10 protein-coding genes are annotated in these 13,408 nt (G+C 68.1%); 9 read left to right on the top strand and 1 reads right to left on the bottom strand.

Going from position 1 to position 13,408, the window contains the following annotated elements:
* On the top strand, positions 1-486 hold a 486-nt coding region (locus FJ251_07955; GenBank protein MBM4117668.1), incomplete at its 5' end, for a T9SS type A sorting domain-containing protein.
* 65 nt (positions 487-551) lie between these two features.
* On the opposite strand, the gene FJ251_07950 is transcribed toward FJ251_07955, so the two are convergent.
* Complete coding sequence (locus FJ251_07950) at positions 552-1,193, bottom strand: protein-L-isoaspartate(D-aspartate) O-methyltransferase (GenBank protein ID MBM4117667.1); 642 nt, start codon at positions 1,191-1,193, stop codon at positions 552-554.
* Between the two features lie 126 nt (positions 1,194-1,319).
* Between FJ251_07950 and FJ251_07945 the strand changes: the two genes are divergently transcribed.
* The 8 genes from FJ251_07945 to FJ251_07910 form a co-directional block, all read left to right on the top strand.
* Positions 1,320-3,182 carry an ABC transporter substrate-binding protein gene (locus tag FJ251_07945; protein ID MBM4117666.1) on the top strand — a complete coding sequence of 621 codons (1,863 nt, stop codon included), beginning with the start codon at positions 1,320-1,322 and terminating at the stop codon, positions 3,180-3,182.
* A 5-nt stretch (positions 3,183-3,187) separates the two neighbouring features.
* Complete coding sequence (locus FJ251_07940; GenBank protein ID MBM4117665.1) at positions 3,188-4,678, top strand: ABC transporter permease subunit; 1,491 nt, start codon at positions 3,188-3,190, stop codon at positions 4,676-4,678.
* A 6-nt stretch (positions 4,679-4,684) separates the two neighbouring features.
* Complete coding sequence (locus FJ251_07935; protein MBM4117664.1) at positions 4,685-5,746, top strand: ABC transporter permease subunit; 1,062 nt, start codon at positions 4,685-4,687, stop codon at positions 5,744-5,746.
* The gene (locus FJ251_07930) at positions 5,746-6,741 is read left to right on the top strand and encodes an ABC transporter ATP-binding protein (protein ID MBM4117663.1); all 996 of its coding nucleotides are present in this window, start codon (positions 5,746-5,748) and stop codon (positions 6,739-6,741) included. Before FJ251_07935 ends, FJ251_07930 begins: the two co-directional genes overlap by 1 nt.
* Entirely contained in the window at positions 6,738-7,748 is a 1,011-nt protein-coding gene (locus FJ251_07925; GenBank protein MBM4117662.1) for an ATP-binding cassette domain-containing protein, read from the top strand. Before FJ251_07930 ends, FJ251_07925 begins: the two co-directional genes overlap by 4 nt.
* Before the next feature lie 533 nt (positions 7,749-8,281).
* Positions 8,282-8,779, top strand: a complete 498-nt coding sequence (locus FJ251_07920) for a hypothetical protein (GenBank protein ID MBM4117661.1) — start codon at positions 8,282-8,284, stop codon at positions 8,777-8,779.
* A 6-nt stretch (positions 8,780-8,785) separates the two neighbouring features.
* Positions 8,786-10,504 (top strand): T9SS type A sorting domain-containing protein, encoded by a 1,719-nt coding sequence (locus FJ251_07915; GenBank protein MBM4117660.1) that lies wholly within the window; start codon positions 8,786-8,788, stop codon positions 10,502-10,504.
* 130 nt (positions 10,505-10,634) lie between these two features.
* On the top strand, positions 10,635-13,408 hold a 2,774-nt coding region (locus FJ251_07910), incomplete at its 3' end, for a DUF3466 family protein (GenBank protein ID MBM4117659.1).

The following is a 13,408-nucleotide window of genomic DNA, read 5'->3' as shown; positions in this document are numbered from 1 at the left end:
CCCCTCGAGATCGGCGACCAGACTGGAATCAACGGCAACGTCTCAGCGGACCCGCTCTTCTGCGGCGCGATCAACGACCCCACCTTCGCCTTCACGCTGGAGGCTTCCTCGCCCTGCCTGCCGGCGGGCAACGACTGCGGCGTCGTGATGGGAGCCTACGGCGAAGGCTGCGAAGTCGTGGGAGCCGAAGCTGAGCTGCCGGGGACAGGTCCAGCGCTCCTGGGCAACTACCCGAATCCCTTCGCGCCCCAAACGCAGATCGTCTTCTCTCTGCCTGCGGCGAGCGAGGTCTCGGCGACCGTTTACGATGTGAACGGCCGGAGGCTAGCGACGCTGCTGGCCGGGGAGCGCCTGAGCGCTGGGGTGCACCGCTTGCCCTGGCAGGCCCTCGACGCAGGGGGCCAGGCGCTGCCGGCGGGCGTCTACCTTTACCTCCTCGAGATCGACGGTGTGCGCAAGGCGGGTAAGCTGCTCGTCGTCAGGTAGGCCGCCCGCGTAAGGGCACGAGCGGGATGGGCTCGGCGCCCCGGAGGCGAGGCCGCCAGGGGGCTTTAGCGCAGGGGCACGAAGCGCACGGCGAGCAGGCGCTCCGTCTCGAGGCGGCCCGCCCGCTTGCGGAGGCGCAGTAGGTTCTGGTGGTTTTCGATCCCGCCTGCCATGGGCCCCGTGTCCACGGGGATGAGTAGGCGGCCGCCTTCGGCGAGCTGCTCGATCAGGGCGGGCGGCGTGACCGCCGCCGCCGCAGTGACGAGGATCACCGCGAAGGGCGCCGCCTCGGGCCAGCCGAGGCGGCCGTCGCCGACGCGCAGTTGCACCTCGGGATACCCGGCGGCGAGGACCGCGCGCGCCGCCTGCGCGGCGAGGCGGGCATCGAGTTCGATGCTGTAGGTCTCGGCGCCGAGTTCGGCGAGGAGCGCCGCCTGATAGCCCGAGCCCGTGCCGATCTCGAGCGCGCGCTCGCCGGCGACCAGCTCCGCCTTCTCCAGCATGAGGCCCACGATGTAGGGCTGGCTGATCGTCGCCTCCGGGCCGAGCGGCAGCGGCGTGTCGGCGTAGGCCTGCTCGCGCCAGTCGGGGGGGACGAACAGGTGCCGCGGCAGCTCGGCCATCGCGGCCAGCACGCGCGGGTCGCGCAGGCCGCGGGCCGCGAGCTGCTCGTCCACCATGCGCCGGCGCGCGCGCTCGAAGTCCATGCAACGCTCCTGAGGCCCCTGCGTAGGGTCTGCTCGAATCGGCACTTAGACGCGGCCGATTTGACCTGCCGGGGCCCCTTCCGGTAGATTCCGAGAACCCACATCCTAGCAGGAGGTCCCTCGCCGATGAAGGCGGGACTCGCCGCCCTGGCCCTGGCCGGGCTGCTTTTCAGCGCCGCCCGTGCCCAGGCCGCTCCGGGCGTGCCCGGCGTGCCCGCTGAACTCGGCGGCCCCGGCTTCGAGGCCTGGGTGGCCGCGCATCCCGAAGCCGGCTGGCAGACGGGGGCGGCAACGGTCACGGGCAACCCGGCGGCCGTCAAGGGCGGCCGCCTGCGCTTGGCGATGCCGGACTTTCCCCCCACCCTGCGCAACGTGGGCAAGGACTCCAACAACACCTTCATCAGCGCCACGGCCGCGCTCCTGTACGAGAACCTGCTCACCCTGGACGGCAACACGCTCGAGCTGGTGCCCCTGCTCGCCACGCACTGGCAGCTCTCCGCCGACAAGATGACCTTCAGCTACCGCCTCAATCCCGAGGCGCGCTGGTCCGACGGCGCGCCCGTCACCGCCGACGACTGGCTCGCCACCTGGCAGCTCCTCACCGACCCGGGCATCCTGATGCCCTACTCGAACCTGCTCTACGGCAAGTTCACGGCGCCCGTGGCCGAGAGCCCTTACCTCTTCCACGTGACGACCACCGAGGAGAACTGGCGGCACTTCCTCTACTTCAGCGTTTCGCTGCGCGTGCTGCCCGCGCACGTGATCGGCGGCATGGAGGGCGCGGAGTACCTCGAGCGCTTCCAGTACACGCCGCTGCCCGGCACCGGGCCCTACGCGCTGGACCCCGCGCGCATCGACCGCGGGCGCAGCCTCGTGCTGACGCGCCGGCTCGACTGGTGGGGGGCCGCGCGCCCCGAGAACGCGGGCCTCTACAACTTCGACGAGATCGAATGGCTGGTCGTCATGGACGAGCGGCTCTGGCTCGAGAAGTTCAAGAAGGGCGAGCTGGACGTCTACCCCGTGAACCGCGCGAGCTGGTGGGTGAACGAGTTCGACTACGACGAGATCCAGCGCGGCCTCTGCCTGAAGCGGAAGATCCACAACGAGAAGACGCAGGGCGTGGCCGGCCTCGCCTTCAACATGCGCGAGTGGCCTTTCGACGACATCCGCGTGCGCAAGGCCTTCGCGCACCTCTACGACCGCGACACGCTGATCGCCAAGCTCTTCTATGGCGAGTACGAGAAGCTCTACACCTACTTCCCGGCCAGCGTGTACGAGAACCCGCACAACGTGAAGTACGAGTACGACCCCGAGCGCGCGAAGCGCCTGCTCGCCGAGGCCGGCTTCAGGACGCGCAACGCCGAGGGCTGGCTGGTGAACGCCAAGGGCCAGATGATCGAGCTGACACTCACCTTCGACAGCCCGAGCTGGGAGAGGATCCACACGGTTCTGCAGGAGGAGCTGAAGAAGGCGGGCATCAAGCTGAACCTGAAGCAGCTCACGGCGACCACGCAGTTCCAGAACAACATGGAGCACAACTTCAAGCTCGCCTTCCAGAGCTGGGGCGGGCTCTTCTGGCCGAATCCGAACAGCAGCTTCCACTCGAGCGTCGCCGACCAGACGCCCTCCACCAACATCACCGGTGTCAAGGACGCCCTGATCGACTCGCTGGCCCTCGTCTACGACCACGAGTACGACCAGGAGCGGCGCGAGGCCCTGATCCAGCGCATCGACCGCCGGCTCTCGGAGATCTGTCCCTACGCGCTCGCCTGGTACGGGCCCTACCAGCGCCTGGTGTTCTGGAACAAGTTCGGCTACCCGGAGGGCTACCTGGGCCGCACGGGCGACCACCTCGCCGTGCAGACCTACTGGTACCTCGACCCGGCGCGCGAGCGGGCGCTGCGCGAGGCGATCGCCGATCCCGCGAGGCGCCTGCCCGTGGGCGAGGTCGAGGACAGGACCTGGCCGCGCCGGCTGGGGAAGGGCTAGGCGGCATGACCGGCTACTTCATCCGTCGCTTCCTGCTCGTCGTGCCCACCTTCCTCGGCATCACGCTGCTGGTGTTCACGATCATGCAGCTCGTGCCGGGCGGGCCGCTCGAACAGGAGCTGCTCAAGCTCCAGGCCGGGATGATGGCCGGGGAGACCTCCGGCGGCACGAGCGACGCCACCGGCGGCATCGAGATTCCTCCCGACGCCCTCGCCGAGATGCGCCGCTTCTACGGCTTCGACAAGCCGCTGCCCGTGCGCTACCTGCGCTGGCTGGGCCTCTGGCCGCGCGAGATGGACCCGGTCACGCTCAAGCCCGGCGAGTGGAGCAAGGTCGAGCGCGGCGTCAAGGCGCGCGCGTTACCCATTGCCGAGGGCGCGAGCGAATACCGCCTGGAGTGGGACCTGACGGAGCTCTCCCAGCGCTGGGAGATCGCGGGGGTGCTGCCGCCCGCAGCGGGGGCGAGCGACTCGACGGTCATCGTCGCCTGGCTCAAGTTCAAGGGCGTCTACGTGCGCAACCGCGTCGACTCCACGGCGCTCGCGCCGGGCGTGTGGACCGAACTCCCCGGCCGCCTGCGCGCGAAGGCCGACTTCGCCGCGGGCGAGGGCTGGCGGCTCGCGCTGGACACGAGCGAGGTGCCGCGGCGCTGGAAGATCACCGAGGTCGCGCCGCCCGACTCCGTGGCGAAGCAGCCGGAGCCGCGCATCACCGTCGCCTGGACGCGCTTCAGCGGGCTGCTCACCGGCGACATGGGCCGCAGCTACGTCTACGCCGAGCCGGTATCGCAGGTGATCGCCAAGCGCTTCCCGGTCTCGATCTACTTCGGGCTGATCGGCTTCATGCTGAGCTACCTGGTCTGCGTGCCGCTGGGCGTCTTCAAGGCGATCCGGCACACGAGCCGCTTCGACATGGCGACGAGCGCGCTGGTCTTTCTCGGCTACTCGATCCCGGGCTGGGCGCTGGGCGCGATGCTGTTGGTGCTCTTCGGCGGCGGGAGCTTCTGGAGCGTCTTCCCGCTCGGGGAATTCAGGAGCGCGGGCTGGGAGCAACTGAGCCTCTGGGCGAAGATCCTCGACCAGCTCCACCACACGATCCTGCCCGTGACGGCCTACATGGTGGGCAGCTTCGCCACGCTCACCGTGGTGATGAAGAACTCGCTGCTGGAGAACCTCGGCCAGGACTACGTGCGCACGGCCTTCGCGAAGGGCCTCTCCGAGCGGCGCGTGGTCTTCGTGCACGCGCTGCGCAACAGCCTGATCCCGATCGCGACGGGCCTGGGCCACCTGCTCAGCCTGGTGCTCGCGGGCAGCTACCTGATCGAGAAGGTCTTCAACATCCAGGGCTTCGGCCTGCTCGGCTTCACGAGCATCATCCGGCGCGACTACCCGGTGGTGCTGGGGATCCTCGTGATCAGCTCGCTGCTGAGGCTCTTCGGCAACATCTTCAGCGACATCCTCTACGCGGTGATCGACCCGCGCATCCGCTTCAAGTAGGACGGCATGGCGACCAGCGAGATCAAGACCGAGCAACTCAGCGCCAGCCTCTTCAGGAAGCGGCTGCGGAAGTTCCGGCGCATCAAGCGCGGCTGGTACTCCTTCCTGCTGCTCGCGAGCGCCTACCTGCTCTCCTTCCTGCTGCCGCTGGTCGTGAACAACAAGCCGCTGCTGCTGCGCTACGAGGGCAAGACCTACACGCCGCTCGCGCACTTCTACCCGGACAGCCTCTTCGGCGGCGAGGGCAGCGCGGAGCCGAACTACCGCGCGCTGGCGGCGCGGGTCAAGGCCGAGGGCAAGGGCTTCGCGTGGATGCCGCTCTACCCTTACCACCCGAACGAGTCGCTGCTCGAGCTGCCCGGCCAGCCGCCGCATGCCCCGAGCCGCGCCCACTGGTGCGGCACGGACAACCGCGGGCGGGACGTCTTCGCGCGGCTCGTTTACGGCTTCCGCATCTCGATCAGCTTCGCGCTGATCACGACGCTGGTCTCCTACGTCGTGGGGATCACGATCGGCGCCCTGCTCGGCTACTACGGCGGGCGCTTCGACATCAGCGTGCAGCGCCTGATCGAGATCTGGAGCGCGATGCCCTTCCTCTACACGATGATCATCATCAGCTCGATCTTGCAGCCCAACTTCGCGCTGCTCGTGGTGGTGCTCACCCTGTTCGGCTGGATGGGCATGACCTACTACGTGCGCGGCGAGTTCTACCGCGAGAAGGCCAAGGACTACGTGGCAGCCGCGATCGCGATGGGCGCCTCGAACCGCCAGGTGATCTTCCGGCACATCCTGCCCAACGCCCTCACCCCGGTGATCAGCTTCGCGCCCTTCGCGGTGGTGGGCTACATCGGCTCGCTGGTGAGCCTGGACTTCCTCGGCTTCGGCCTGGCGCCGCCGACGCCGAGCTGGGGGCAGCTCGTGCAGCAGGGCATGGACGAGATCACCACGGCCTGGTGGCTGATCCTCACCCCGCTCACCGCGCTCTTCGCGACGCTGCTCATGGTGACCTTCATCGGCGAGGCCGTGCGCGAGGCCTTCGACCCGAAGGTCTTCTCGAGGCTGCGCTGATGTCCACCCGCGCCAAGCTCTTCGAGGTCCGCGGCCTGACGACTCGCTTCCACACGGAGGCGGGGGTGGCCACGGCGATCGACAGGGTGGACTTCGACATCTACGCGGGCGAGGTGCTGGGCGTGGTGGGAGAGAGCGGCAGCGGCAAGAGCGTGACGGCGCTCAGCCTGGTGCGCCTGATCCCGAACCCGCCGGGCGAGATCAGCGCCGGCAGCGTGCTGTTCGGCGGCCGCGATTTGCTGAAGCTCGACTACGAGGCGCTGCACCGGGTGCGCGGCAAGGATGTCGCGATGATCTTCCAGGAGCCGATGACGAGCCTGAACCCGGTCTTCACGGTCGGCTACCAGATCGAGGAGATCCTCGCCGAGCACGAGAAGCTGGACAAGCGCGAGCGGCGGCGGCGGGCCACCGAGTTGCTCGAGCAGGTGGGCATCCCCGACGCCGCGCGGCGCTTGCGCGAGTACCCGCACCAGTTCTCGGGCGGCATGCGCCAGCGCGTGATGATCGCCATGGCCCTGGCCTGCAATCCGGCCCTGCTCATTGCCGATGAGCCGACCACGGCGCTCGATGTCACCATCCAGGCGCAGATCCTGGACCTGATGCTCGCGATGAAGGCGCGCCGCGCCGAGGCGGCTGTGTTGCTGATCACGCACGACCTCGCCGTGGTGGCCGAGACCTGCGAGCGCGTGATCGTCATGTACGGCGGCGTGATCCAGGAAGTGGCGCCCGTCGCCGCGCTCTTCGCCGAGCCGCGGCACCCCTACACGATCGGCCTGCTGGCCAGCCTGCCGCGGCCCGACCGCGAGACGCAGCGGCGCCTCGCGACCATCCCCGGCACCGTGCCCAGCATTCTCGAGATGCCCGCGGGCTGCAAGTTCTGCACGCGTTGCCAGCTTGCGGAGCCACGATGCCTAGTTGAGGAGCCCGCGCTGCGCGAGGTCGCCCCCGGGCACAGCGTGCGCTGCCATCTCGTCGACGCGGAGGTGGGCTCGTGAGCGGGCCGCTGCTCCGCGTCGAGGGCCTTGATGTGCGCTACCCCATCTTCGGGGGGGTGCTCTTGCGCAAGCAAGCCGAGGTGCACGCGGTCGAGGACCTGAGCTTCGCGATGCAACCCGGCGAGACGCTGGGGCTCGTCGGCGAGTCGGGCTGCGGCAAGAGCACGGTGGGGCGGGCCTTGCTCAACATCCTCTGGACCACCGCGCCCGATGCGGCGATCAAGGGTCACGCCTACTTCGCCAGCGAGCGCGGCGAGGTCGATCTGCTCGCGCTCAGCCGCCGGCGGCTTCGGCCCTACCGCAGCGACCTGCAGATGATCTTCCAGGATCCCTACTCGTCGCTGAACCCGCGGCTCACGGTGGGCCAGATCATCGAGGAGCCGCTCACCCTGCACAAGCGGGGGATGGGTCGCCGCGAACGCCTTCAGCGCGTGGGCTGGCTGCTCGAGAAGGTCGGGCTCAGCGCCGAGCAGAGCCACCGCTATCCGCACGAGTTCTCGGGCGGGCAGCGCCAGCGGATCGGCTTCGCGCGCGCGCTGGCCACGAACCCCAAGCTCATCGTCGCCGACGAGCCGGTGAGCGCGCTGGACGTCTCCATCCAGTCGCAGGTGATCAACCTGCTCATGGACCTGCAGGATGAGTTCGGGCTCACGTATCTCTTCATCGCGCACGACCTCAGCGTGGTGGTGCACATCAGCACGCGCATCGCGGTGATGTACCTGGGCTGCCTCGTCGAGCTGGGGCCGGCGCTGGAGGTCTACCACCGGCCGCGGCATCCCTACAGCAAGGCGCTGCTCTCGGCCGTGCCGCTCGCCGATCCCGGCAAGACGCGCGCGGGGCGGATCATCCTCGAGGGCGACGTGCCCACGCCAATCAACAAGCCCAGCGGCTGCGTCTTCCGCGGGCGCTGCCCGATCGCGCGGCCGGCCTGCGCCGAGGCGAGGCCGCCGCTGCTCGAAGTGGCCAGCGGGCACCTCGCGGCCTGCCCCTATCATGCTGAGATGTAGGCGCGGCAGGCGTGTAGGAACCATCGCGAGCCGAGGCAGGGCAAGCGATCGATTGCCTGTGCGGCTCGTTCCGTATCGGATCTCTGGATCTCTGGACTTGGTGGTCCTGCACTCCGAGCCAATCAATTGCCGAGACCAATTGACTTCAACCATTCCCGGCCGCATACTCGCAATCATTCGCGAGGCCATGCGCAGGCGGGCCCGAGCCTCACGCATCGACCCGAGTGACTTGCCGAGGATCAACCGCCCGCCACTTGGATTCGGCTTTTTCAGCGCCCGCTTCGGCCATTCCGTACCAGGAGTTCCCGTGGACCGCGTCCTAACGATCCAGCTTCTCGTCGCGGCGCTCGGCGGCCCGTCGACCGCGGCGCCTCAGGCGGACTGCGGACTCGCGTGAGAGCGCAAGGCCCATTGTCAGCATCGGTACGCAGCTAATCAGGGCACGTTGGGCAGTAGCGCAGCCCATACCGACCTGCGATCGCGGAGGCACAGCCATGGTTCGGCACCAGGTGTGAGCAGTTCGTGTATTGAGTTTGTTCTCTCTCCCGCCCCTTTTTGCATTGCTCTGCCTGGTGGCTTGGGCGTCCGCAGCGGTCCAGACCGATTTCGATGCCGAGCTCGAGGGTTGGCGGGTTACGGGCGACAACGCCGCCGCCTGGAGCGGCCTCGGCAATCCAGGTGGCTGTCTGTCCGTCAACGACCTGGCCATCGGCGACGACAACCGGGCCATTGCTCCGCTGGTCCTCCTCGGCAACTGGAGCGGACTTTCGAACGCAGACACGCTCAGCCTGGACTACTTCTTCCAGAATACGAGCGGCGGCGCGATCGTGCCTGCGGCCTACGTGTTCTGCATTGCTGGGCCGGGCGGCGCAGCGCATGCGATCGCGAACTACGTCCCGCCGCAGTCCGCTTGGACCGATCTGCGCGTCGGCATGGCCGCCGCCAACTGGATCCTCGAAAGCGGTACCTGGGGCGGCCTGCTGGCGGACGTCAACTCACTCACGATCGCTGGCGAATTCGTCACGGGGTAGGAGATCGTGCGCCTGGACAACATCCGCGTGAGTGGGCACGTGGCGCCCGTCTACAGCTCCTGTCGGGGCAAGACCTTCTCGGCGGCCGGCCTCGGCGATTGGTCCTTCACGAGCACGGGCGGTGCTACGAACCCAGGCGATGGTGGCAACGGGGGCGGCTTCTGCCAGGTGTCGGATGCATCCGGAGTCTCCTCTGCCTACGTGGCCTCGGGCTTCTTGGGCAATTGGTACAGCCCGAGTGGCAGCGGCTATCTGACGATCGATCTGCGCCTGCTCAGCGCTGGCGGTGCCTTGATCGATGTCCCTGAATTCATCCGCCTCTCTGGTCCTGGCGGCACGGCGGTGGCGGCGATGCCTGCCGCGGAGCTGCCCCCCATCGGCCGCCTGTGGAAGACCATTACCTTCCCTTTGACGGCGGCGGCCTGGACCGTCACCGCCGGGAGTTGGGATGCCCTGCTCATGGATGTCTCCGAGTGTCGCTTGCAGCTGGAGTTCAGCAACAGCACCGAGACCATCGGCGTCGACAACTTTGGCCGCTTGACGGCTGGCTGTCCGCCACCGGACCTGCCGATCGTGGTCAGCGATCCCGGAGTAGAACTCTGCGAGGTTCTTGGCTTCGCCGGCATCTCGACCGTGGCCCTGAACCCGGCCGATGGGCTGCTCTACGGCACCATCGATTCGGCCTCCGGATCATGTGGCGGACTCTGGGCTCTGGCTGGCCCCGCCGCGGGCATGCGACTGGCTGCCTATGCGCTGCCGGCGCATCTCATCTTCGATGCCAGCGGCGCTGCCTTCACCACAGAGGACACCAGCGGCGAAATCTACCACGATGCGTCGGGAAGCGGCTCCACGCTCTGGGTGTCCGGTTTCCACAGCGGTGACGACGATCCCAGCGGACTCTGCTTCGCGCCCCCTGGTTTTTCCGGACCCAACGTGAATCCGGGCGACATCCTCGTTGCGGACTGCGGCTACAATGGGCAGGACGACGTCTGGGCCTTTTCCGCCGCCGTCGCAGAAGACGAGCGTCTGGTGATGCCGCATCCGGGGGATCGGGACTTCCGCGACATCGCGAGCGGACGCCCCGGCCAGGTGTACCTGGCCGGCACCGTCGATCCGAACACGATCACCATTCTCGCGCCGGACGGCACGACGACGACTCTCACGCTCTCCGTGCCGCTCACGAACATGGTCGGCATCGACTACGACGCGGTGATGGATCGCATCTACGTCATCGAGCAGGGCGGCAACAGCCTGCGTTGGATCAATCCGACCACCGGCAGCGTCACGCTGGTTGCCGACGGCTTCGCTGGCTTCACATACTGCGGCATCGAAATCGACGCTGCCGGTCGGCGGCTCTGGGTCGTCGATGCCGGTGCGAGTCGCGTCTACGAGTTCTGCCTGGCCTCTGCCCTGGGGGCTGGGGAGCCGGGTGCCTCTCCCCTTGGCGGCTTGCTGGGTGAGCTGAAGGCCTGGCCCAATCCCGCTCCGGCGGCGATCGGCATCAGCTTCGCGCTGGCCTCCGAGACCGATGCGCGCTTGGAGGTCTACGATCTCGCCGGCCGTTTCGTGCGCAGCCTCGTAGCGGGTCGCCAGCCGGCGGGCGAGCGCACACTCCGTTGGGACGGGCGCGACGCCAGAGGGCGGCGCGTCGCCAGCGGGATCTACCTGCTGCGGCTGTCTACCGCCGGCGAAGAACGCTCGGCGCGCCTCGTACTGCTGCGGTGATCGGAGCGGGAGCTCTGCCCGGTACCTGTGCCTTTGGATTGCCTGCCCGTCGATAGGGGCATGCCCGGGGCGATCGATAGAGCGCGGCACTGCTTGCGCCTTGCGGCCCGGATTGGGACCAAGGAGGGATATGCGACTCCAAACACTCTCGCTAGTGCTGATGCCGTTGCTGTCTACGCATCCGACTGCCGCGCGGGCCACACCGGCTGCCGTCGCAGCCGCCGACCCGCTGCCGGTGCACCAGGCCGCGCGGTCTCAGTCCGCCTACAGCGCCATCGACCTTGGCACGCTGGGTGGAGTCACGACCAAGGCCATGGGCATCAACGACGACGGACAGATCGTCGGCGTCTCCCAAAGCGGTTCAAATTATTATGGCTTTTTGTGGAATGACGGGACCATGACCAATCTGGGCGCGCTAGGTGCGAATGGCAGTTGGGCCTACGATGTCAACGACGCCGGTCAGGTCGTCGGCGGATCGGCCAATGCCTCGGGAGATTTACACGCCTTTCTGTGGCAGAACAACACCATGCAAGACCTGGGCACGCTTGGGGGTCTGATCAGTTTCGCCTACGAGATCAACAGCACCGGAGAGGCGGTGGGGCAAGCACAGGACGCTGACGCATTGGGACACGCCGTCCTGTGGGGCAGCGGCGGGATCGTGGACCTGGGCGACCTGGACCCGGTGTGGCCCGCCGGCGGCATTGCTCTCGGCATCAACGGTGCCGGACAGGTCGTCGGCGGCTCGTACAATGCCGCGGGGGACCTTCACGCCTTCTTGTGGCAGAACGGCGGGATGCAGGATTTGGGCACGTTGGGCGGTGATTCCAGCGAGGCGGAGGCGATCAACGAAAACAGTCAGGTGGTCGGTGTATCCCGGTTGTCCGACAACACCACGAATCGTGCCTTCTTGTGGGATGGCGCGATGCAAGACCTAGGCGCTCTCACCTGGACGCACAGCATCGCCTACGATATCAATGACAAGGGACAGGTGGTGGGCGCGCTGTCGACCGGACAGAACTCGCGCGCCTTCATCTGGGCGAATGGTCAGATGCGGGACCTCAACGACCTGATCCCCCAGGACTCCGGCTGGGTCCTGAACGAGGCGCGCGCCATCAACGAGCGGGGCCAGGTCGTCGGCTTCGGCACCTTCGGCGGCCAGACGCGCGCCTTTCTGCTCGAGCCGCAGGGCTATCACTGGGCAAACCCGAGCGGGGGCTCCTGGCACCTGGCCACGAACTGGGATCCGCAGGGCATCCCCGGCACCGGCGATGTCGCCATCTTCGATATCGGCGGCAGCTACTCGGTGGACGTCAGCACGCTGGCCTCGCCGCGCAGCCGCTTCGCCATCGACCGCCTGATCATCGCCTCCACGAACACCGTGGCCTTCAACAACATGGACCTAAACCTGGTCTACGACTCGCCGGAGGTGCCTTCCCTGGAGGTCAACGACGACGCGACCGCCCACGTCTACTCCGGCGCGGCGACCTTCTCCCACGCCATCATTGGCGGCAGGCGACCTGCCAATCCACCGGCCCTGCCCACGGCGCATCTCCAGGTCGTGGGCAGCGGCACCAGCTTGACCGGCACGGGGCGCCTGACCGTCGGCGACGAGAGCCCGGGCCAGGTGTTCGTGACGGGCGGCGGCCACCTGAGCAGCACCGAATCGCGCCTCGGCGGCTTGCTGCCCGACGCATGGGGCGGGGCGGAAGTCAGCGGTGACGGCTCCTACTGGTCGACGGGCAATATCGCCGTGGGCTACGGCGATTCGGCCAGCCTGACCATCAGGGGTGGCGCGCGCGTTGACTCGGACGATGCCTTCGTCAGCTACGGCATCCCCAGCGAGGATTCGCAGGTGATCATCGACGGCGCGGGCCTCGGCCCGTCCTCACTGTGGGCGCTGCAGGGCAGCCTGACCATCGGGAATGCGGAGTTCGGCAACGTCGAGGTGCTCGACGGCGGCCAGCTCTACGTCCACCAGAACGTGAGCATCAAGTCTGGCGGACTCAGAGTCGACGGGACCTTGCCGAACGGCGGTCCTTCGCGCTTCGACGTGCTGGGCGACGTGCTCGTCGGCGGCCCCGGCAGCGTGAATCTCCTGGCCCTGTGGAGCGGGGCGACGGGCGGCATCGAAGGCAACCTGATCCTCGGCATGGACGGCGAGGGCGCCGCGATCCTCTGGGGTCAAGCGCACATTGGGAGCTCGACGCAGTTGGATGTGGTGGATCCCCTGGCAGGCCTATGCGCCATTGGGCGCGCGTACAATGCCGGCATCAGCCTCGACGGCGGCGGCCTGCTCCGCTGCCGGAACATCGAGCTGGGTGGGCGGGCCGGCCAGGGCGGAAGCGGCATGCTCGATGTCGACGGCGGCATGGTGCGCGCGCTGGATGTCCTGACAGTCGGGTTCGACGGCGGCGGCCCCGGGCTCGTGGTGATGAAGAACAACGCGCTGGTCGAGACCAACGGAACCTACGTCGCCACTCCCGGCGACACGATCAAGGGCACCGGCACGCTGGCCGTGGGCTTCCTCGGACTCCAGAACGATGGGGTCGTGGCTCCCGGGATCACGGTAAGCACTCCGAATCCTCGCTTCGCCGCGCCGCGCCCGCCCGCGCGGGCAGAGGCGGGGACCACGACCTTCGAGATCATCGGCAGCCTGAGGATGGGCGCCGGCGGCCGGCTCGCGATGACCCTGACCGGCACCGAACCCGGGCAGTACAGCAGCGTGGCCGTCAGCGACACGGCCAACCTTGACGGCATCCTGGAACTCAACTTCTCCGGGGGCTACCTGCCGCAGGAGGGCGACAGCTTCACCCTGCTCACGGCGGCGGGCGCGGCGATCGGCGCCTTCGCAAGCGTGGAAGTCAGCGGCCTGGCGCCTGGCTTCGAGTACGAACTCAGCACCCC

It is taken from the genome of bacterium, assembly GCA_016873475.1.
Classification (GTDB): Bacteria; Krumholzibacteriota; Krumholzibacteriia; order JACNKJ01; family JACNKJ01; genus VGXI01.
The sequence above is the reverse complement of the archived record's forward strand: the minus strand, read 5'-3'. Positions and strand labels throughout refer to the sequence as shown.

Coding starts and splice junctions, on each gene's coding strand:
- FJ251_07950 (MBM4117667.1), bottom strand. CDS start 1,193: ATGGACTTCGAGCGCGCGCGCCGGCGCATGGTGGACGAGCAGCTCGCG.
- FJ251_07945 (MBM4117666.1), top strand. CDS start 1,320: ATGAAGGCGGGACTCGCCGCCCTGGCCCTGGCCGGGCTGCTTTTCAGC.
- FJ251_07940 (MBM4117665.1), top strand. CDS start 3,188: ATGACCGGCTACTTCATCCGTCGCTTCCTGCTCGTCGTGCCCACCTTC.
- FJ251_07935 (MBM4117664.1), top strand. CDS start 4,685: ATGGCGACCAGCGAGATCAAGACCGAGCAACTCAGCGCCAGCCTCTTC.
- FJ251_07930 (MBM4117663.1), top strand. CDS start 5,746: ATGTCCACCCGCGCCAAGCTCTTCGAGGTCCGCGGCCTGACGACTCGC.